The following is a 21,620-nucleotide window of genomic DNA, read 5'->3' as shown; positions in this document are numbered from 1 at the left end:
GCAAGAGCCCGCTCTTGTCTTCTCAAAGCGCTCAGGAGTCAGTCTCTTCAGACGCTTCCGAGGCCAAAGGAATCGGCCTGGCGCACGGGTCCATTGGGATTCCGCGCTCTTGGTAGTAGCTCAGTGGATAGATACGCTCCCGGATCAGAGCCATAGGATCAACGCCGATCTCGACCAAGGCTTCATACTGATACCCTAGATCTTTCAGTCTCCGGATCGCTTGACTGCGAGCACTCGATTTCCAATTGGAATCGGCGACAATAGACCGCAGTTCCTTCTCACCGAGCTCAGGATCAAGTTGCAGAAGGCCTTCGACGGCCCAGCGTTGGAGTTCGTTTGCTGACTGAGAATTAAGCTCGCCCAGATCCGCCGAGCGCATCTCAGAAAGCGCCATCAGAAAGGCGTCCTTCGGATCTTCATATTCCAGCAAGAGTGCTACCTTCCGACCACATAACTCGATTTCTTCTTGGTCTCGCACATCGAGCCGAGGCCCCAGGGCACTCCGCAGGCTGTCTTCCGCTCTCGCCGATCCCCGATCACAAAGCTCCCTCGCTGCCCACTCCCTTGTTAGATCCATGGGAATGTCAGCAAACCGCGCACTCACAAGATCAACGAGGCGGCTTTCCTGAGCTTTAGGGCGATCAAGCTTCTCTACACTAATTCTTGAGGCTTGCTGGAAGGAGTCCGGGACAACCGCATCAAAATCTGGATCGGAGAGGCCCCGAGTCGCAAGCATCATGAAGTATCCTTCCTTCTCGAAATCAGACCTCTCCAGAAAAAGGTCGCCGAGAAGCGCCACAGCGAGAGCTCGATGGCGTGGATCAAGAGAAGGGTCATCAATAGCAGCCTTCAGAGCCATCAGCCCTTGTTCATACTGCCCACCGCATTTCGCAAGACGGGACACACTACGCAGCTCGTCAGCTATCGGATCAGGGCGTATTCTTGAGGCCTCAGAAGGGGCCGAGACCAAACACACGAGAAGTACTGCAAGAAAAGTACACGCCAAATATCTCACTAGACCTCCTCAGGGGCTGTGCTGAATGGAGAACTGAACAGCATCCATCTCCCACACATAGAATGCCTCGATCTGATCATCCACGATTGCATCACCGAGGAAGGTTAAGTCCTCGACGACAAGCCCTGCTCCGTTACCTGCTTCGTAGTCGCAGCCATTCCTTGGCAAGGATGTATCGACTAGAAAGTCACAAGGGCACAATCCGGCCGGCACGACCTCTACAAGCCAATCCTGATCGTCATCGTTGTTCGGACGCCCATCAAAATCGTCAGGCGCTGCCAAATCGAGAGTCGTCAGATAGTCGTGGTAGGAATGTCGCGCCTCATGAATCAAAGTTACCGCTAAATCCTCTCTCGCTTCGTCGCTACAGCGCGAGAGCGACTGAGTACCTGGCACTCTCATATTTGTAGCCGCCAGAGGATTAAACACAACCACTGAGGTCGGTGTGTGAGTGAGCTGAGTTTGCCCTACGGCGGACAGATTTTCGTCGACTTCATAGTGACTGATCGTTTCCAAAGCAGGATTGACTGCCAGGTTGGAAGAGAAATCCACAAACAAATCTCGAAGCCGATGCTCAAGCCAATCATATACTGCACCCTGCGAACGGGGATCTACTGGCCCTGTATCTACCCATTGCTCAACCTCCAGCTCCTGCCCGCCATAGAGGGGCATGTCAGGTACTGTTAGTAGGGCCGAGGTCGGAGCGCGTCCGCTCTGATGATTGACTTGGGATCTCGCAAGAAAGGTAGCGGTTCCGCCAGCGGTAATCTGTACTGCCGCAGGCAGCTCTCCTGCGAACTTGTCGTAGACTGTTCCAACCCGTGGACGAGGTCGCTCCTCAATACTTACCATTCCTTGGAAATCTTCCACTACCTCACCGGTATCAGCATTAACAGCCGTTACCCGAATCGTCGCATCTTCGGTGTATTTCCCATCTGTACTGATCTCGATATCTCCCTCCTGCTCCAGACGAATAGCAAGCGGAAAGACCTCTACATCGAGCGTCTTGCTCGCCGTCTCGAACGGGCAAGATCCACATGTAATCGTCGCTGTGGGCTTGAACGTACCCACTCTGGAGTAGCTATGCAGCGTCAGTGAATCCCGATAGTAGCCACCGTCACCTGTTTGCCAGGTATAGCGAAGGTCCGGGCAGCCATGGTCGGACGGACTAGGCTGGGAGACAAACTCGACCTCGCGCGTGCTGGTTCCTACGAGAGGAAGTTCTAGAGGACCAGGTCCCCCGTCTACGGAGGCGAGAACAGAATCGATGTTGATGTGTGTCCCGATACAAGGCCCCGTGTCACAGCGGTCATTGAAAGTACAAGGGTTCCCATCATCACAGAGGCACGCTCCCTCGACCTCGAATGCAGTCTCGCCCAAGACGGGTGCTGGCTCCGTACCTTCCTCGAGATCACACCCCGGAACACACCGACTCCCATCACACACCTTGCACTGCGGGCAGTCGTGGGGCGTACCGGTAGGCGCTGGATTGCCACCGCAATGCCAGCCGGCCTTGAGGATCCCCACCCCGGGATCCGCTACCACCATCGTCCCATCTTCGCTCACCGTCCCGGGGCCGATGCTGACAAAGGAGCCGAGGTCGTGGTCGAAGGAGTAGAGCTCCGTCACCGTACCCGGTGCCAGCGCATCCACGTTCGGCATGGAGAGGCTTGCCGGGGGATCGAAGAGGGCGCCCGCAGGTTGGATCGTGAGCAGGAAGGTTGGCTGCTGACCGAAGTTCGGCACTTTCGGCACCTTATCGCCATGCACGAGGGTGACGCTGACCGTACCCTCCTGTGTACCGTCCGGGAAGGTGACGGATCCTGGGTCGACGGTCAGGGAGAATCCGGGAAGCTCGGGCAGCGTCAAGGTTCCGCCCTCGGTCGCTGAGACCTGAAGCCCTCGCTCCGTATCCAAGGGCAAGAGGAAGATGGGCATGCCCAGAGTGTTTTCCCGACCAGGAATGGTCGTGATCTCGAACTCCAGATGTGGCCAGGTGCCCGGCCGCGTCGCCGTGCTGCCATCCGCTTCAAGGTGGAACGTGCCCACCGGAACCCCTGCAAGACTGAAGAGGCCGTCCTCGTTGGCCTGCGTGCTATGACTGGTCCCAGCCAAGCTAAGGGTGACACCGGGAACCGGTTCGCTCGCATTGTCCAGGACGATTCCGGAGATTCGGGTTAGAGCCGGATTCCCCGCAGCGAATGTCGAGGCGACGAAGGTAGCGGGGCTCGCGGTGGGATTGCCGGGGAGCGCGACCTCGATCACCACATTGGCCACCCCCTCTTCCGCTCCGAGGCGGACCTGGGCTGCTGCCCGTCCATCTGCGTCCGTGAGCATCGAGAGTGTCGGCGTCGCTGTCTCTTCGAAAACCGCCTGACCTTGCGCTACCTGATATTCAACCTCTATACCCGGCAAGCGGTTGAATCCAGCATCTGTGACCACCACGGACATGGGATCCGGCAGCAGTTGAAGCGCGGCACCACGCTGCTGGCCGCCGGCGTCGACATGGAGGTAGGCCGGTGGGCCGGGTAACGCCGTCGCAAGGAACTCAGCACTGCCCACATAACCCGCAGCTTCTGCGATCACCCGTTGATTCCCGACGCCGGCCCGCGTTCCCAGCTGATAGGGCGTCGCAGCTTCGCCGTTCGCATCCGTGAGCACGGAGGTGGTTCGCGAGCCCGCTCCCACGCTGCCATTGCCCTGCGCCACGCGGAAGACGACCACAGCACCTTCAACTGGCTGGTCAGCCGGGTCGAGGACTCGGACCACCAGGGGAGCGCCCACGGGCGTTTCGATGACGGCGCTTTGCAGATTTCCAGAAAGCCTCTCGATACGCGCGCCCACGAGTGGCTCATAGTGAACGGTCACAGTCTCGCTGGTGAGATTCCCCGCAACGTCCTCAGCGGTGACCGTGATGTCGTTATCCCCTGGGGAGAGGACGAGATCCGGGAGTAAGAACGACCGGTTCGCCACCTGCGCAGGCTGCCCGTTGACCCAGACGTTCACATCGACCGCATCGACGGTTCCGGGCACCACATCGTTGACCAGGCCCACCACAGGAATCGCCGCTTGGTGCACCGTGCTGCCATCAGCGGGCGAGGTGACCGCGATGCGAGGTGCGCTCAGATCCCGGAAGACCTTCGTCTTGGAGGTCGCCTGAGCGCCCGAAGCACTGGTGGCGACTGCGGCAATCAAGGTACCTCCGGGGTTGAGCGGGATCGTCGCCTGGAAGGTGCCGCCACCTGTCGTCGCCACAACGCCATTCACGCGGACGCTCGCGTTGGGATCGGAGACGGTGCCCAGGACTTCTACTGCTGCTACACCGACCCGCGTACCGTAAGTGGGGCTCGTGATGGTGACGGTAGGAATCGTCAGCCGCTCGACCTGAAGCGTCTCGGACGTCGTATTGCCGGCCTCATCTATAACCTCGACCAGGACAGCATTCATACCCTCAGAAAGGGGCACGGTCGCAGCAAAGGAGCGCAGGTCCAGAGGCGTAGGAACACCGCCGACCGAGAGCGTGACCTCATGCGCCTCGTCAAACGCTTGCCCCGTGACCAGGACCTGGTCCACGTTCACCACCGCTCCACTTTGCGGCGACTCGATGGCGAGGGTCGGGGCAGTGGAGTCGCGCGTGGCGAACCTCGAAACGACCGCCTCATTGCCGGCTCGATCAAAAGCCCGCACCACGACCAGATTCAACCCTTCGCCAAGGGGCACCTCCCCAGAGAAGGTGTCGCCCTCGATCCTGCCTCGGATCGACTGCACGAGGCGCTCTTGCTGAGGAGGGTCGTCGGTGAGGGGAATTGGCTCTGCACTGACCAAGACATCGGCGACTTCATCGGCGTCCGATACCGTGCCGGTGACCAGGAGCGTCGGTGTCGCGAAAAGCGCATTCTCCTCGGGGGGCGTTATGAGGGTGATTACCGGAGGGCTGATGTCCCGAATAATCGTCACCGAGCGGGCGGCATCCGTCCGGTGTCCGGCTTGATCCCAGATCGATGCGGAGATCGAGTGACTCCCTGCACCGAGATAGAAGCTTTCACAGCTCGCTGTACCGGCTTGAATTGCGCAGCTACTCGTAATCGGAATTCCATCGACATGGACGGCCAAGCTGTTCAGAGCGACTCCGGAGTCATCGTCAGAATAAACGAGCTCGATGGGGACGATGTGCTCGTTAAAGAGGACGGGAGCTACTGGAGCTGTGATGGTGAGGCTTGGTGGGGTGTTGTCCGGCGTATCAAACACCGCCTGAGACCAGGCAAAATAATCGCCGCTCTCAAAGCCGTCCGCGAAGATCGGCACGCGCCCCTCAACCTCACGACTCTCGGCTTGCTCGGCCGCCGCTCGTAGTGGGTTACTTGCCAGCAACGCTCCAGGGAAAACTGCCCCCCAGAGAACCGCCATTCCACCGAGAAAGCCAACCCACCTGGCCACTACGACCCCTCCCTCTCTTCCAGCCATCGGACACACCTCCCAACTCTCTCTAGCTCTACGGGCCATGATGGCCATTCGTTGGCTTGGACGCCCTATCGACACTTGAGGCTCCGTGCCCCGGCTCGTTCAGGCTACTTCGGAACCTTAAAAAATGAGGCGCTCCTAAAGGCAGAATCAGACAACTACAGGACGACCTCACAGTAGCTGCATTTCCGTTTCCTGTTCTTGGAGTCCAAGGGACAAGAATCGACAAACCCAAGAGGCTCGAGCACCCCGGCTTGCTCGCAAGGCTCGTCCGGTGGTCAGGCAAACCAAAAAAGGCCCTCCAAGGAGGACCTCTATATCCGACGCAAACTGTTGATTCTGGGAGATTGAAATGGTGCCCAGGGGCGGAATCGAACCACCGACACCGCGATTTTCAGTCGCGTGCTCTACCAACTGAGCTACCTAGGCAACCGTCAGAGGCGAGAGTGTATGCAGAACGGCGAGGGACGTCAAGAGGTGCGGGTGCTGTTTGCCGGGAGGGCGGTAGGAGGCCGATTGGCTGTAGAATGCGGGCATGAGCGAAAAGAACGCGGTGGGGAGGCGTCATTCGGGCTGGATGGTGGTGGTGCTGTGGGCGCTTGGAGCGACCGTGGCGCTGCCGGCGGCGGCGTGGACGCCGGGGAGTCAGGTGACCATCGCCGAGACTGCGGCGGGGTTGGCGCCGCCGGATTTGGTGCGGCAGATCGCCAAGCATCAGGGGGAGTACCGCAAGGGCGTGCTGGCGGCGTTCCAGGACGGTCAGGCGGAGCGCCACCGCATCGATGAACGAGGCGGCCAGCTGGACGAGGTGATCCTCTACGAGGTCGGCGGAGCGGTGGCGGCGATCCGGGCCCATCGGCCCATGGAAGAGATCGTCTACCGGTTGGGGGTGGTCTCCCACTACTTGGCGGACGCCAACTTCCCACTCAACACTTCCGCCGCCGATCCCGGCGAGGGCACTTATTTTGCCGACTTCGCTCGCTATCTGGAGAGCGCCCAGCCGCGGGTGCGCACGGTCTTTTACGGGCTGCGGCCGGCGGTGCAGCGCTCGGATGATTTGAGGCCCATGCTGGAGGAGACCCTGAGCCGCAGCCGCAGGCTCTATCCGCGGGTGGGGGACGAGTATCAGCGTATCGGCGAGATCGACGGCCGGCGCTATTTCGACGATCGTTCCACCGCCTTCGCCATCGCCGCCCTCTCCTACAGCCACGCCATCACCGACGTCGCCGAGGTGCTGCGCTGGATCTGGGTGCAGGCCGGGGGCGCGGACTCGCGGGTGGGGTTGCCGGTGCGCGGTGAGCGGCTGGTGGTGATCCCGAAGATCGCCGCCAAGACGGCTCGCTGAGCCATTCTCGCTCTGCGCCGCAGAGCTCTCGGCCGGGATTCCGGGACTTCACCATCGCAGATCGACTATATTGACGGCTTTGAGGACGGCCCCCGGGGACGGACCTGGGTGACGTTTCGATTCGACATCTATTGAGGAGGCCACCATGCTCCCCATTCGCCGCGCTCTGATCTCCGTTTCCGACAAATCCGGCCTCGCCGCCTTCGCCCGCGGTCTCCACGAGCTGGGAATCGAGATTCTGTCCACCGGCGGCACCGCCGCATTCCTCGAGGAGAAGGAGATTCCGGTGGTCCGGGTCTCGGAGGCCACCGGCTTCCCGGAGATCCTCGACGGCCGGGTCAAGACGCTGCACCCGCGCATCCACGGCGGCATCCTGGCGGACCGCGCCCGCGCCGCGCACCTGGGCCAGCTCAAGGAGCACGGCATCATCCCCATCGACCTGGTGGCGGTGAACCTCTATCCCTTCGAGCGCACCGCCGCCGCGGACGATGCCACTTACGAGGAAGTGGTGGAGATGATCGACATCGGTGGGCCGGGGATGATCCGGGCGGCAGCGAAGAATCACAGCGGAGTCGCCGTGGTGGTGCGGCCGGAGGATTACGCCGAGGTGTTGGCGGCCTTGCAGGAGAGCCAGGGCGCGGTGCCGGAAGCCATGCGCCGGCGGTTGGCTCTGGAAGCCTTCCGCCACACGGCGCACTACGACCGCGCCATCGGAGAGTGGCTGGGAGAGCAGCTGGCGGATGGGGAGGACGAGGCGGATGCCGCGAAAGCCGCCCAGGAGGCCAGCTTCCCCGAGCAGCTGGAGGTCGGCCTGGAGCGGGAGATGGTTCCCCGCTATGGCGAGAATCCGCACCAGCGGGCTGCCGTCTATCGCCACCGCGACGGCGCTGGGCTCTTCGGCGGCATGGAGCAGCTGCAGGGCAAGGAGCTGTCCTGGAACAATCTGCTGGACGCCGACGCGGCCCGCAAGATGGTGTCCCAATTCAGCCAGCCGGCGGTGGTCATCGTCAAGCACAACAATCCCTGTGGCGTCGGCTGGGGACACCAGCTGAAGGTCGCCTACGAGCGCGCCCTGGCCACCGACCCGGTCTCCGCCTTCGGCTCCATCATCGCCCTCAACCGGCCGGTCAATGATGCCGTGGCGGAGCTGATGAACAAGCTCTTCGTGGAGGTGGTGATCGCCCCCGGATTCAAGAAGGACGCCCTCGCTCGGATGGCGAAGAAGAAGGCCCGGCGCCTGATCAAGGCACCGCTCTTCGAGCCCGGCGCCGAGCTGGACCTGCGTTCCGTGGCCGGCGGCATGCTGGCTCAGGAGGTGGACGCCCGGGAGGACGACGCCGAGACCTGGACCTATCCCACCCAGCGCCAGCCCACGGAGGAGGAGCGCCAAGCCCTGGAGCTGGCCTGGAAGGTCTGCCGCTACGTCAAGTCCAACGCCATCGTTCTCGCCAACCAGCATCAGACGGTGGGCATCGGCGCCGGCCAGATGAGCCGTGTCGACTCCTGCGAGCTGGCGGTGAAGAAGGCCCAGTTGCCGACGGCAGGCTGCGCCGCCGCCTCCGACGCCTTCTTTCCCTTCCGGGACGGCCTGGACGCCCTGGCGCAGGCGGGGGTGACGGCGGTGATCCAGCCCGGGGGCAGCAAGCGAGACGGCGAGGTCATCGCCGCCGCCGACGAGCACGGCATTGCGCTGGTCCACACCGGAACGCGGCACTTCCGGCATTGATCCCGCCGGTCTTTCCGGCAGTGGGCTCGAGGCGAGCGTCTCCTCCCATCGAGAGCCCTGGGATAGACTGCGGCTCTATGGGTAGATCACGCCAAGCCTTGCAACGATTGCGCTCTTCCTCCCAGCCCCGCCCTCACCGCTTCGCTCCTCTCGGCCTCGCCGTACTCCTGCTGTGGGGCCTCTGGGGAAGCCCTGCAGCTGCGGAAGGCAGCGACCCCTGGGAGACCCTGGAGCAAGTGCGGGCCGCCAGCGAAACCGCTGGCATCCTCAGCGCCGACTTCGATCAGAGCTATGTGCCGGCGGGGTTCGATACCGCCGAAGAGCGGAGCGGCCGGATGTTCATGGAGCTCCCGGACTGCCTGCGAGTAGAGTACTCCGAGCCGTATCCGGAAAGCTATTTGATTTGCGGCGGGGTGGTTCATGCTTGGAATCCGGAGGACGGCAGCGGCCGGCGCTACCTGGTGGATCCGGAGGACGAGCCCGGACTGGACCTGCTGCTACTCTCCACCGGTGAGCTGCGGCGGCGCTACCAGGCCACCGTGGAGGAAGGCGCCGATGGCGCGCTGGAGATCCTCCTCGAGCCCCATGTGACCACCGAGCGCCTGCGGGAGGCGGCCTTCATGGTGCGCCCCCAGACTCATCGCATCGTCGGCATCCGCTACCGCGACGCCGACGGCGGCACCACCACCTTCGAGCTGGAGAATTACCAGGAGGTGGAGGGCCGCGACGTCTTCACCGCTCCCCGCGACATCGAGTGGCAGGGAGAGAGCTGATGCCCCTACCGAAGGACCGCAAAAGGACCGACCCGCCCATGCCCAATCCCTGGCTCGCCCCTCGCCCCGCGTCTTCCGACCACCGCTCCGCTGCTCCCTCGGGCTGCCCGCCGCAGCCAGCAATGGTCCCCCACAGCTCGGCCCGCCACAGCTCGGCGCGCCTCCTGCGCTGCTTGCTTCTGTCCGCCGGTGCGGTGTGCCTGGGATTGGTTCTGCTCTGGGCCGCCCCGGCCGAGGCCGACGCCTATCAGAAGGGCGAACCGGTGCAATTCACCGGCCTGGTCACCGACGGCGAGGGAGTTCCCATCGCCGATGTGCAGGTGGTCCTGGAAGCCAGCCGCAACAAATTCAATTACCGCAAGCTGCGGCGCACCCGGGTCGACGATTTCCGCGTCAGCAGCACCACCAACAGCAGCGGTGAATACCGCATCCGCTGGCCGTGGAACGAGTACTACAACGGCTTCGAGCTATTGGTGACGATTCCGGTGCGGCGCCACGACGGTGAGCATCTGCGGGTGCTGCTGCGCAAGGACATCTCCGACCAGACTCTCACCGGCAGCCCGGTGGTCACTCCCCTGGTGATCGACGACACCAGCTTCCTCGAGACCTTCCGCCGCTTCCTGGCGGCCCTGGACAGCGACGACGAGAAGCGCGTCTACCAGGAGCAGGGACGGCCGGACAAGGTCGAGGAACCGCGGGCCGGCGAGGGCGCCTGGTGGTATTTCGACCGTGGCAAGGTCTATCGCTTCGAGAACGGGCGACTGACCAAGGTGGATAGCTTCGATCCCATCAGGCCCATCGACGGCTGAGCCCGCTCTCAGGACCCTGCTCTCAAGAAGACGAGTCGCGCAGGATCCGGCGCACCCGCTGATGCAGCGGCGTCGGTGACGGCGGTGTGTGGATCCCCAGGAGGGTGGACGGAGGCAGCTCCGCCGGGCTGAGCAAGGCGCTGCGGGTGGCCGGAGGCAGCTCGAGGACCGACGCCGCCACCACTCCGTCCAGCCCGAGGATTTCCGCCCGCCGCCAGCGTCGGGGCCGGGCGTCGACCCAACGCGAAGCGCCCAGCGCCACCATCACCGCCACCGCAGGTTCGTCTTGCGCCGGTACCACCAGCCCGATCCGGCCACTGCCGGGCTCCAGCTCGAGGCTCAGGTACCCCACCACCGGCTCTTCCCAGCGGCTCTGGGCGCGCACCGGGCTCTCCCTCTGAAGACTCGCGACCCAAGGCTTCGGAAGCATCGAACCTTGCTTCAACAACGCCGTCACCGGCCGCTCCGGCCCCAGCTTCGGAACCCCCCAGCGGCCGATGGGGGGGCGGCCCCAGACCCGCACCGGCTCCGCCTCCTGAGGGCTCGTCCAGCCTCCCAGCAGCCCCGGCTGCCACTCCCGGCTGACCCGCCAGGCACCGTCGGTGACCACCACCGGCCGAAGCTCCCCGTCCTCCCCGCCGGCTTCCAGAGACGCCAGCAGGCCGCCGCCGCCGAAGCTGCTGCGCAATTCCACCAACAGCCGATTGCCCCCCGGGAGCAAGAGCTTCTCGATGCGGTAGACGTCCAGCGGGGCCTGCTGGTGAAAGACGTTGCTGCCCACCGGCCGGCCGTTGATCCAGACGCGGTACTCCTCTTCCGCCTGAATCAGCAGCCGGGCCTGCTCGGGCCGGGCGTCGAGCTGAAAGTCGCGGAAGGCGAAGTACACCGCCGGCTCGGTGTTGGCCGGATCGAGGCTCGGCGCCCAGATCCACTGCGCGTCACCGGTGGCGGGCGAGCCGCCGAAGAGCCAGCGCCCACCGGTGATCAGCAAAGCCACCACCACCAACCCCAGCGTCAGCCGCACTGCGCCGCGCAGAAAGCGTCCTTCCCTGCGGGAGGTCCCTGCTCCGGCGGCTGCCTCCTTCGGGGTCAATCGTCACTCCCGATCCAGCCCTTGGCGCGGAAGTAGAAGATCAGCAGGATCACCACCACCAGCATCACCCCCAGAAGGGTCGGGTAGCCCCAATACCAGCTGAGCTCCGGCATATTCCAGGGAGAGACCTCGGGGTCGAAGTTCATGCCGTAGAGGCCGGCGAGAAAGCCCAGGGGGATGAAGATGGTGGAGATGATGGTGAGCACCTTCATCACCTCGTTCATGCGGTGGCTGACCATGGAAAGGTGCAAATCCATCAGGTTGGACCCCATCTCCCGCAGACTCTCCGCCATATCCATCAGCCGCAGGGCGTGGTCATAGGCATCGCGCAGGAAGACCTGGGTGCGTTCAGTGAACAGACTGGTGCTGCGCTGGAGGACGTTGAGGGCATCCCGCAGGGGCCAGATCGACCGGCGCAGGCTCATCAGCTCTCGACGCACTGCGTGGAGCTCGCCGATGATGTCGGTGTGGGGATCCTCGATGATGGTCTCTTCCAGGGCCTCCAGGCGATCCCCGATATTCTCCATCACCGGAAAAAAACCATCCACGACGGCGTCCACCAAGGCGTAGGCCAGATAGTCGGCGCCGGCGCTGCGCAGCCGGCTGCGGCCCAGACGAATGCGCTCGCGCACCGGCTCGAAGCTGTCCCCGGCCCGCTCCTGGAAGCTGATGACATACCCGTGGCCGACGAAGAGACTGACCTGCTCCAGCTCCACCGCCTCTCCTTGGGGAGTCGTGGGCAGGTGGGCCATGTGGAGGACGATGAAATGGTGGTCGTCGTATTCCTCCGCCTTGGGGCGCTGACCGACGTTGACCACGTCCTCCAGGGCCAGGCGGTGAAGTCCCAGCAGATCTTCGAGATCCACCAGCACCTGCTCGGTGCCCAGGCCCACCACATCGACCCAGGTGACGGTGTGCTGCCCCAGGTAGGGCTTGAGGGAGGGAATATCGGCGACGGTCTCCTCCACCACCTCCTCCTGCCCGTAGGCCACTACGGAGATCATCGAGGGCAAGGCATCCGGGGCAACGTCGATGAGCCCCGGGGCAGAGCCCGGCTTGGGCTGGCGGTGCCTGTGGCCTAACTTGGGCAAGCGTAGCCGGCGGCGCAGCTTCCCGAATGTTCGCTGTGGACTCATCTCATTCCTCTGGAGCACTCTCCTCCGGGTCACTCATTGTACTGGTCCCGGAGCTCCCGCGGTGCTGCCGCCTCACATGCGCCCATGGCGCAGGATCGACGCCAACAGCCAGAACCCCATCACCCCCGCCACCACGAAGCCGGCGAGACCGATGAGGGGAATGCCGTTCCACAACGGCGGCACCCCGGCCAACACCATCAGCGAAGAGCCGATGATCAACGCCGCCAGCACGATGGCGAAGGCCAGCACGTTGCTCACCCGGTCGAGGGTGGCGTTGAGGGGGGTGAGGCCCAGCAACTCGAAGCCCACCTTCGCCCGGCCGCGGCGGATCTGCACCAGGGTCTTGCGCAGCTCACCGGGAACCTCCCGCAGCAGCGCCAGGGATTCACCACCGGCGTCCACCAGGTCGAGGGCCAGGCGCTTCGGATGCAAGCGCTCGAGCTGGATGCGGTGCAGGAAAGGCACCGCGTGCTGGGCGATCTGGAACTCCGGGTCGAGCCGGCGGCACAGCCCTTCGATATTGGCCAGAGCCTTGATCATCATGAAGAGGTCCGCCGGGATCCCCAGGCGATGGCGCGCCGCCAGCTCCAAGAGCTGCTGCAGCACGTCCCCCAGCTTGAGGGTCTTGAGGGGCTGAAAGAAGTGGCGATCCGCAAATTCGGAGAGCTCCCGCTCCAGCGCCGCCGTGTCCACTTCCCCCTGCTGCCGGCAGAGCTCCATCAAGCCGTCCCGCATGCGCTGGCTGTCCCGGCGCACGATGCCCAGCATCAGCTCCGCAAAGCTCTCTCGGGTCGAGCGATTGATCCGGCCCATCATGCCGAAATCGAGGTAGCACAGAGTTCCGTCGTCGAGCACCAGAAGATTGCCCGGGTGAGGATCCCCATGGAAGAAGCCGAAGTCGAAGATCTGACGCATGGTGAGCTCCGCGGCGGTGGTGGCCAGGCGCTTCGGATCCCGCTCCAGCCGCCGCAGCGCCTCCAGGTCCGAGGCCTTGGTGCCCTCCACGTACTCCATGGTGAGCACCGCCTCGGTGGTCAACGGCCGCAACACCGCCGGCACCCGCACTTTCGACTGGCCGCGGAACTGCCAGGCAAAATGCTCCTGATTCGCCGCCTCCATGCGGTAGTCGAGCTCGCGCTCCAACGACACCGCCAGCTCCTCCACCACCTTGGACGGCTGGTGCACGTCCCAACCTTCAATGCGGTGCTCCACCAGCTGGGCCAGGTTGAGCATGATCTCCAGGTCCACCCCCACCGTGGCCGCCACCCCTGGGCGGCGCACCTTCACCACCACCTCCTGCCCCTCCACCGTCACCGCCCGATGCACCTGGCCGATGGACGCCGCCGCCAACGGCTGCACCTCGAAACTGGCGAAATACTGCTCCAGCGGCGCCTCCAGCTCCTCCTCCACGATCTCCCGAACCTGCTCGAAGTCGAACGGCGCCACCTCGTCCTGCAGCTTCGCCAGCTGCTCCAGGATGTCCACCGGCAGCAGATCCGGCCGCGTCGACAGCAGCTGCCCCGCTTTTACGAAAGTGGGTCCCAACTCCTCCAAAACCCGCCGAAAGCGCTCCGCCCGATTCAACGCCTGCTGCTCCGGCGGCCCCTTGAACCGCCGCAACCCGCCATCCAAGTACTGCTCGATCTTCAGACTCTTGAGGGTGTCGTAATACCCGTGTTTGAGCAGCACTCCTAGAATCTGCCGATACCGCTGGGCGTGGCGATATGTCCGTCCAAGAGTGCTGGATTTGCGCTGAATCAAGAAAAACCTCCCCTGCGCCGCCATCGGGCGGCGATCCCGACTATCCTACGCGACCTCATCGTCCCAAAAGGCCACCCACCTTCTGGTCCTCCTCAGATCAAGGCACCCACTTGTTGGAAACTCGCCGGAATTATCCGCCTTCCCCACCCCCTCCAGTCCCAGCAAGACCAAGATCTGCCCCAAACCTAACCCGCACCGCCTCATTGACAGGGCAAACTACCGCCGCAGAGCTCCTACGACCGCCCGCTGGGGCCTTCCAAGGCGCACCTCTCCCGGGCCACCGGATGGATGGCCTAAAATTTCTTTTTGCTTCGGTGGTGAGAATTCTCAGGCTCGGTTCAGCCAGCCCGTCAGCCAGTGAGTGCCGCCGCTGGACCTCGCACGAAGGGCAGGGCCGGTGGAAAAGTCCCGACCGGGAACTGCACTCTTCGATTCCCAGCCCGCAGCTTCGCCGAGGCCGTCGCGAAGGCTTCGACGACCTGGCGATAGGCGTCTTCAAACACTTCCTGCACCGCCTCCGAAGCCGCGATGATCAAGCGCCCCGGCCCCTTCTTTGGCTTCTTGGGTGCGCCATGAGGGTCCTGCGCCAGCACCCTCCGGCGCCCCACGGGCCGAGTGCCGTCGCGCCGGTGTCGGGCTCGGGTTCCCTCCTCGATCTCCTTGACCAGAGCCCTCACTCGAGCCTGGTACTCCTCCCAGGATAGATCCGCCCAGCAGGGTAGCTGGCTGAGGTGAAGAATCTCTTCCTCCTCGTAGTCCCGAGGGTCGGGAGGAGAAGCCGGGCGGTTGTGACGGGCGCGGCAAAGAGCGGTGCGATTGACCCAGATGCCCCGGTGCATCGGGCCTTCCAGAATCATCGACGCTGGATGAAGGCCGGGCCAATGGAGAGGACTGGCGACCAGATCTTCTTTGCAGCCGTGAGCCAAGAGGTAGCGGAGAACCTGGGCCTGGGAGGCTTCGTCGTCCGCCACCACCGAGTAGGAATACTGACGGTGCCAAAACTTGCCCGACCAATCGTGAAGACGGCCGGCCTCCCGGGCCAAATTGCCCGCAAAGTAGTTCATGAACTCGGCCATGGCCTCGGCATCCGGGACCCGAAGCAGCAGATGGACGTGGTTGCCGAAGATCAGGACGACTACGACCTCTACTCCAGCCCGCTTCGCGGCGCGGGCGACGATGGCCTTGGCCAGCTGGTTCAGTTGACCGGTCGGGGTGAGCAGGAAGCGGGCCTGGAAGCACCGGTGAGTGACCAAGACCAGAGCTCCGCCAAAGGGAATGAATCGGATCGTCTGTTTCATCTAGAACTCCTTTCACTCCTCCAAGAGGGCAAAAGGGGCCGGGATCGCTCACCTTTTTTCAAATCATGGGCAAGAAAGGCGAGATGCGCTTCGAAATCGCCTGATCCGGTCGAGGCAGCGTCGGAGTGGGACCCAAGTGTTGATGGGTTGAGGAGAACGGGGCACCCAAGTGTTGAAATCCACTGCTGGCTCTCCCAACGAGCCCCTCAACCCCCGGTTGACAGCCTTTCCCCCGGGACCGTATCGTTGGATGTGCACCTCCAAAACCAGGGCGCTCGACCACCGTCGCCCCCTCGACCCTCGACTTCCGACGCCCCCCACGGCGACCGCTCCGGGGAGCGCACCGCCTCGGCTCCCGCCGTCGTCGCCGCCATTCCCGCCCGCTGGGGCTCCACGCGCCTTCCCGGCAAGCCTCTGCGATCCATCGCCGGCCGCACCATGGTCGAGCACGTCTACCGCCGCGTGCAGCAGGCAGCGAGCATTCAGCGGGTCGTGGTGCTCACCGACCACGAGGACATCCGGCGCGCCGTAGTGGAGTTCGGCGGCGAGGCGCAGATGACCCCCGAGGACTGTGCCAGCGGCACCGACCGCATCGCATGGGCCGCCCGCGGCTGGGCCGAGGCGGTGGTGGTCAACGTTCAGGGGGACGAGCCCCTCATCGACCCCGACGCCGTCGATCGTCTCGCCCGTCACCTGCAGCAGCATCCCGACGACGACTTGGTCACCCTCGCTGCCCCGGCCGCTCCGGAAGAGGTCGACGACCCCAACGCCGTCAAGGTGGTCCTCGACCGCTCCGACTACGCTCTCTACTTCAGCCGCGCTGCGATACCCTATGATCGGGACGGCGCTGGAGACCTGGCTTCTCGTCCCGTGCTCAAACACCTCGGCATCTATGGATATCAGCGTGCGGCCCTGCTGCGCCTCGCCGACCTGGAGCCCACCCCGCTGGAGATCTGCGAGAAACTCGAACAGCTGCGTGCGCTAGAGAACGGCATGCGACTCAAAGTCCTGCGGGTGGCCAGCGCCGCCCCCGGGGTCGACACCGAACACGACCTGGCCCGCGTCGAGCAGCTGCTGGCCCAGTCACCCAACTAGCGAACCAGTCACCCAACTAGCGAACCAGTCCCCCCAACGAGCGAACCGGTCAGGAGGAGTAGGAAGGAACATGGCAACCAAGTACATTTTCGTCACCGGCGGCGTGGTGTCGTCCCTGGGCAAAGGGGTGGCCGCAGCCTCCGTCGGAGCGATCCTCGAGGCTCGCGGCTTCTCCGTCACTGCCATGAAGCTCGACCCCTACGTCAACGTCGACCCGGGCACCATGTCCCCCTATCAGCATGGTGAGGTCTACGTCACCGACGACGGCGCCGAAACCGACCTGGATCTAGGCCACTACGAACGCTTCATCAACACCACCACCAGCAAGCTCCACAACTTCACCACCGGCAAGATCTACCAGCAGGTGATCATGAAGGAGCGCCGGGGGGACTATCTGGGCAAGACCGTCCAGGTCATTCCCCACGTCACCGACGAGATCAAAGAGGCCATGCGAGGCGTCGCCGACGACCACGACGTGGTCATCGTCGAGATCGGCGGCACCGTAGGCGACATCGAGTCCCTTCCCTTCGTCGAGGCCATCCGCCAATTCCGCATGGAGTTGGGGCGCACCAACGCGGTCAACATCCACCTCACCCTGGTGCCCTACATCGCCGCTGCCGACGAGCTCAAGACCAAGCCCACTCAGCACTCGGTGCGCGAGCTGCGGGAGATCGGCATTTCCGCCGACGTGCTCCTGTGCCGGGTGGATCGCGCCCTGCCCAGCGAGATGAAGAGCAAGATCGCCCAGTTCTGCAATGTCGAGCCCCGCCAGGTCATCGCCGCCCGCGACGTCGGCACCATCTACGAGGTGCCGCTGATGTTCTGCCGCGAGGGTCTCGACGACCTGCTCCTCGAGCAGCTCAACCTCCCCGCCTACCCGCGGGATCTCTCCCGCTGGGAGAATCTCGTCAGCCGCATCAAGAATCCCCATCACCGGGTGCGCATCGGCATCGTGGGCAAATACGTCGACTTCGCCGACGCCTACAAGAGTCTCAACGAAGCTCTCAATCACGGCGGCATCGCCAACGATTGCGCGGTGGAGCTGGTGTACATCAACTCCGCCGACTTCGAGAGCGGCAACTGGCCCCGGGAGGTCCACGAGGTGGACGGGCTGTTGGTGCCCATCGGCTTCGGCATCCGAGGCAGCGAGGGCAAGATCACCGCCGTGCGGTACGCCCGCGAGCACGGCGTCCCCCTCTTCGGCATCTGCCTGGGCATGCAGTGTATCGTCATCGAATTCGCCCGCAACGTCTGCGGTCTCTCCGAGGCCACTTCCTCCGAATTCGACGAGGGCGCCGACCACACCGTGGTCTACAAGCTGCGGGACCTCCTGGGCATCGAGGAGATGGGCGGCACCATGCGCCTGGGCGCCTACCCCTGCCAGCTCCAGAAGGGCACCATCGCCCACGGCATTTACGGCCAGGACGAGATCAGCGAGCGCCATCGCCACCGCTACGAGGTCAACCAGAAATACCTCTCGACCCTGGTGGACAACGGCCTGGTGGTCTCCGGCCTGAGCCCGGACGGCAAATTCGTCGAGATGGTGGAGCTCCCCTCCCACCCGTGGTTCATCGGCTGCCAATTCCATCCGGAATACAAGAGCAAGCCGACGGCTCCCCATCCGCTCTTCGTCTCCTTCATCGCCGCCGCCCTCGAGCACTACAAGCGGCGCCAGCACGAGGATCACGAGCAGGAGGGAGCCAAGACCTCCTCCCCCGAGGCTCAGCAAGCGCAGATGACCGCCGAGCTGGAGACTCGATGAGCACAGCGTCGAGCCTCCCGATCCTGGAGCTCGCCCCGGGGGTCACCATCGGCGGCGAGCAGCTGCCGGTGATCAGCGGCCCCTGCGTCATCGAAAACGAAGACCACACCCTGCGCACCGCCGGCCTGGTTCGGGCCATGGCCCAGCGCCTGGGCCTGGCGGTGGTATTCAAGGCCTCCTTCGACAAGGCCAACCGCAGCTCCCTCGAGAGCTTTCGCGGTCCGGGACTGGAGGAGGGCCTGCGGGTGCTGGCGAAGGTCAAGGAGGAGACCGGCCTGCCGGTCCTCACCGACGTCCACGACGCCTCTCAATGCGCCCCCGCGGCGGAAGTCTGCGACGTGCTCCAGATCCCTGCCTTCCTCTGCCGCCAGACCGACCTAGTCCTCGCCGCCGCCGGCACCGGCCGCGCCGTCAACATCAAGAAGGGCCAGTTCGTCGCCCCGGAGGACATGGCCAAGGCGGTGGAGAAGGCTCGCAGCACCGGCAACCAGCGGATCACCGTCACGGAGCGCGGTTATAGCTTCGGCTACAACAACCTGGTAGTGGACATGCGCAGCTTCTCCATGTTGCACCGGGAGGGCATCCCGGTGATCTACGACGTCACCCACTCGCTGCAGCTTCCCGGCGGCGGCGCCGAAACCGGCGGTGCCAAGGTCTACGCCGAGCCTCTGGCCCGAGCGGCCGTCGCCGCCGGTGCCGACGGCGTCTTCCTGGAGGTCCATCCCGATCCCGACAACGCCCTCTCCGACAGCACCACCCAACTGCTCCCGGAGCGGGCCGAAAAGCTTCTCGCCTCCCTCCTGGCGGTGCGCGGCGCGCTGGAGCCCTGGAAAGAGGGCTCTGAGCAACGCCAGACCACCGGCATCGCCCTCTCCTGAGAACCGAGCTGTTCCCCGCAGGAACCCACCACCGATGACCGATCTGGACAACCCGAAACCAGCAAGCCCAGAAGCCAAATCCCGCTCCCCCAGGGAGGTCGCCCGGCAGGTGCTGGAGATCGAGGCCGGGGCCATCCTCGGCCTGCTCCCCCACCTCGACGGCAACTTCGACCGCGCCGTGGCGATGATCCGGGAGGCCCCCGGGCGCGTCGTGTGCAGCGGCATGGGGAAGAGCGGATTGGTGATGAAGAAGGTCGCCGCCACCCTCGCCTCCACCGGCACCCCATCCCTCTTTCTCCACCCCGCGGAGGCCATCCACGGTGACCTGGGGATGATCGTCCCCGGCGACGTCGTCCTCGCCGCCTCTTACTCCGGCACCACCGAGGAGCTGCTGCGACTGGTACAAACCCTCAAGCGTCTGGGAGTCCCCCTCATCGCCATCACCGGCAGCGCCGGCAGCCCGTTGGCCCTCGCCGCCGACCTGCACCTGCCGGTTCCCATCGACCGCGAGGCCTGCCCCTTGAACCTCGCTCCCACCGCCTCCACCACCGCCACCCTCGCCCTCGCCGACGCCCTGGCCATGGCGCTGCTGGAGGCCCGGGGCTTCACCCCGGAGGACTTCGCCCGACTGCATCCCGGTGGGCGACTGGGCAAACGCCTGCTCAAGGTACACGACCTGATGCACGCCGGCGACGCCCTCCCCCGGGTCACCGAGAGCACGCCCATGCGCGAGGCCATTTACGAGATGAGCCGCAAAGGCTTGGGCATCACCGCCGTCACCGACGAGGGCGGGCGGTTGCTGGGCTGCATCTCCGACGGCGATCTACGCCGCCGCCTCGAAACCGACGGCGAGCTTCTCCACCGCACCGCCGGTGATTGTCTTCATCCCTCCCCCCTGACCATCCAGCCCGACGAGCTGGCACCGGCGGCCCTCAAGGAGATGGAGGACCACCGCATCACCTCCCTCTTCGTCGTCGGTGAAGACCATCAGCTCCTGGGCCTCGTCCACCTGCACCAGCTCTGGGGGCTGGAGCTTTTCTGAGTCCCCGTCCTCAATCCCTGTCACCCGTCCCGGCCGCTTCTCTGGTCCTGACACCTCATCGTCGATGGAGCACGGTATGATGCCGTCGTCGCATCGATCATTCGATGGAGGTTCCATGAGCTCTGATTCCAATCCCCTACAATCCTTTCTCTCGAACATCCTTTCGTCCCTACGATCCGGAGGCAACGACGAGCTACGCCACAGCGATCATCGCTCCGGCACCGTGCGCCGGCAGACCCGCGGCGGTCACGAAGAATTGGTGGCGGATCTCGAAGCGCAGCAGGACCTCTACGCCCGCCGCGGCGGCAACAGCATCGAAGTGCACCAGCACCAAAGCGCCTCCGCCACCGTCCGGCGGCGCAAGACCGGCAGAGGCGGCAGGCTCCCCCACGGCTCGGACCGCCGCTTGCCCGGCGACATCGACGACGAGAGCGGCGAGGCCCTGGACCACTTCGGTGGCGAGGAGCTGGGCATGCCCTTCGACGGTGAGGTGGTCTCCTACCAGCGCACGGTGCACCGCACAGTGAAAATCCGCGGCAACTTCCGCGGCAGCGGCCTGCGCGAGCTCGAGGATGAGCTGCGCCCCGACCGCGAGCTACCCCAATCCCAGCAGCGGGAGCTGGCGGTGCCGAAGAAATTCTGGCTACCGGCGGCCCAGCCGGAAGCTGAGCACACCACCCCGACCCAAGAATCCGACGCCTCTGCCAAGACCGGCGTCAAACATGGCGACGACGACTGAGCCTCCCCCGGGCCTGTCCCGAGCACCACTGCGTCCTCTCCACACCCAACGTTCTCGCCACACCCAACGTCCATGCCCCATCAACCCACCGCCGCCACCCCACGAGCCCTCGACGACGAAACCTTCCGTCAACGAGCCCGAGGGCTCGCCTGGCTGCTCACCGACGTCGACGGCGTGCTCACCGATGGCCGCATGGTCTACGGCCCCGAGGGGGAGGAGACCAAGCGCTTCCACGCCCGCGACGGCCTGGCCCTCAAGCTCGCGCGGCGCTGCGGGATTCAGGTGGGATTGCTCTCCGCCCGGGGCAACCGGGCGGTGGAGGTGCGCGCCGGCGAGCTCGGCCTCGACCGCGTTCTCCTGGGCCAGGGAAACAAAGTCGCCGCCCTGGAGAGCCTGCTGGAGGAGACGGGAGTTCCCCTCGAAGCCGTGGCCTTCATTGGAGACGACCTGCCGGATCTTGGAGTTCTGGGCCGGGTGGGCCTGGCCCTCTGCCCCGCCGACGCCGCCACCGAGGTCCGCCAGCTGGCCCACCGTGTGCTCCACCGCCCCGGCGGCCAAGGCTGCGTGCGGGAAGCGGTGGAAGCCGTCCTCCAGGCCCGGGGCCAGTGGCAGGAAGCCATCGCGCCCTTTTACCAGGATTGATTCGCCGGGACACCTCGGGGGGTCCTGCTAAGATCCGCCGCCAGA

General features: G+C 64.7%; 16 protein-coding genes and 1 tRNA gene. 10 read left to right on the top strand and 7 right to left on the bottom strand.

Features of this window, described 5'->3' with window-relative positions; all coding sequences use genetic code 11:
• Positions 1 to 31 precede the first annotated feature (31 nt).
• The 3 genes from SX243_02385 to SX243_02375 form a co-directional block, all read right to left on the bottom strand.
• Positions 32 to 904 (bottom strand): hypothetical protein, encoded by an 873-nt coding sequence (locus tag SX243_02385; protein MDY7091798.1) that lies wholly within the window; start codon positions 902 to 904, stop codon positions 32 to 34.
• Positions 905 to 1,024: 120 nt separating this feature from the next.
• Positions 1,025 to 5,320: a carboxypeptidase regulatory-like domain-containing protein gene (locus SX243_02380; GenBank protein MDY7091797.1), complete on the bottom strand. Its 4,296-nt coding sequence runs from the start codon at positions 5,318 to 5,320 to the stop codon at positions 1,025 to 1,027.
• A 509-nt stretch (positions 5,321 to 5,829) separates the two neighbouring features.
• Positions 5,830 to 5,905: transfer RNA gene (locus tag SX243_02375), tRNA-Phe, on the bottom strand.
• A gap of 106 nt (positions 5,906 to 6,011) precedes the next feature.
• On the opposite strand from SX243_02375, the gene SX243_02370 reads away from it, so the two are divergent.
• The 4 genes from SX243_02370 to SX243_02355 all read left to right on the top strand — a co-directional run bounded on the left by SX243_02370 (position 6,012) and on the right by SX243_02355 (position 10,129).
• Entirely contained in the window at positions 6,012 to 6,821 is an 810-nt protein-coding gene (locus tag SX243_02370; protein MDY7091796.1) for a hypothetical protein, read from the top strand.
• Between the two features lie 145 nt (positions 6,822 to 6,966).
• Positions 6,967 to 8,547, top strand: a complete 1,581-nt coding sequence (gene purH, locus SX243_02365; GenBank protein MDY7091795.1) for a bifunctional phosphoribosylaminoimidazolecarboxamide formyltransferase/IMP cyclohydrolase — start codon at positions 6,967 to 6,969, stop codon at positions 8,545 to 8,547.
• A 98-nt stretch (positions 8,548 to 8,645) separates the two neighbouring features.
• Positions 8,646 to 9,320, top strand: coding sequence for an outer membrane lipoprotein carrier protein LolA (locus SX243_02360; GenBank protein ID MDY7091794.1), 675 nt, complete (start codon positions 8,646 to 8,648; stop codon positions 9,318 to 9,320).
• Positions 9,320 to 10,129, top strand: coding sequence for a carboxypeptidase-like regulatory domain-containing protein (locus SX243_02355; protein MDY7091793.1), 810 nt, complete (start codon positions 9,320 to 9,322; stop codon positions 10,127 to 10,129). Before SX243_02360 ends, SX243_02355 begins: the two co-directional genes overlap by 1 nt.
• A gap of 22 nt (positions 10,130 to 10,151) precedes the next feature.
• On the opposite strand, the gene SX243_02350 is transcribed toward SX243_02355, so the two are convergent.
• From SX243_02350 to SX243_02335, 4 genes are all read right to left on the bottom strand, one after another.
• Entirely contained in the window at positions 10,152 to 11,222 is a 1,071-nt protein-coding gene (locus SX243_02350; protein ID MDY7091792.1) for a hypothetical protein, read from the bottom strand.
• Entirely contained in the window at positions 11,219 to 12,226 is a 1,008-nt protein-coding gene (gene corA, locus SX243_02345) for a magnesium/cobalt transporter CorA (GenBank protein MDY7091791.1), read from the bottom strand. Before corA ends, SX243_02350 begins: the two co-directional genes overlap by 4 nt.
• A 204-nt stretch (positions 12,227 to 12,430) precedes the next feature.
• Positions 12,431 to 14,119 (bottom strand): AarF/UbiB family protein, encoded by a 1,689-nt coding sequence (locus SX243_02340; protein ID MDY7091790.1) that lies wholly within the window; start codon positions 14,117 to 14,119, stop codon positions 12,431 to 12,433.
• Between the two features lie 350 nt (positions 14,120 to 14,469).
• Entirely contained in the window at positions 14,470 to 15,417 is a 948-nt protein-coding gene (locus tag SX243_02335) for a transposase (GenBank protein ID MDY7091789.1), read from the bottom strand.
• A 372-nt stretch (positions 15,418 to 15,789) separates the two neighbouring features.
• Between SX243_02335 and kdsB the strand changes: the two genes are divergently transcribed.
• From kdsB to SX243_02305, 6 genes are all read left to right on the top strand, one after another.
• Positions 15,790 to 16,512, top strand: a complete 723-nt coding sequence (kdsB, locus tag SX243_02330) for a 3-deoxy-manno-octulosonate cytidylyltransferase (protein MDY7091788.1) — start codon at positions 15,790 to 15,792, stop codon at positions 16,510 to 16,512.
• Positions 16,513 to 16,582: 70 nt separating this feature from the next.
• Complete coding sequence (locus SX243_02325; protein MDY7091787.1) at positions 16,583 to 18,274, top strand: CTP synthase; 1,692 nt, start codon at positions 16,583 to 16,585, stop codon at positions 18,272 to 18,274.
• Positions 18,271 to 19,152, top strand: a complete 882-nt coding sequence (kdsA, locus tag SX243_02320; GenBank protein ID MDY7091786.1) for a 3-deoxy-8-phosphooctulonate synthase — start codon at positions 18,271 to 18,273, stop codon at positions 19,150 to 19,152. The genes SX243_02325 and kdsA overlap by 4 nt, the downstream gene beginning before the upstream one ends.
• Positions 19,153 to 19,186: 34 nt before the next feature.
• Complete coding sequence (locus SX243_02315) at positions 19,187 to 20,194, top strand: KpsF/GutQ family sugar-phosphate isomerase (protein MDY7091785.1); 1,008 nt, start codon at positions 19,187 to 19,189, stop codon at positions 20,192 to 20,194.
• A 115-nt stretch (positions 20,195 to 20,309) separates the two neighbouring features.
• Complete coding sequence (locus SX243_02310; protein ID MDY7091784.1) at positions 20,310 to 20,933, top strand: hypothetical protein; 624 nt, start codon at positions 20,310 to 20,312, stop codon at positions 20,931 to 20,933.
• A gap of 72 nt (positions 20,934 to 21,005) precedes the next feature.
• Positions 21,006 to 21,575: an HAD hydrolase family protein gene (locus tag SX243_02305; protein MDY7091783.1), complete on the top strand. Its 570-nt coding sequence runs from the start codon at positions 21,006 to 21,008 to the stop codon at positions 21,573 to 21,575.
• Positions 21,576 to 21,620: the final 45 nt, after the last annotated feature.

This window comes from Acidobacteriota bacterium, from assembly GCA_034211275.1.
GTDB lineage: Bacteria > Acidobacteriota > Thermoanaerobaculia > Multivoradales > JAHZIX01 > JAGQSE01.
Note: the sequence above shows the minus strand (reverse complement) of the source record. Positions and strands in the feature narration are given on the sequence as shown.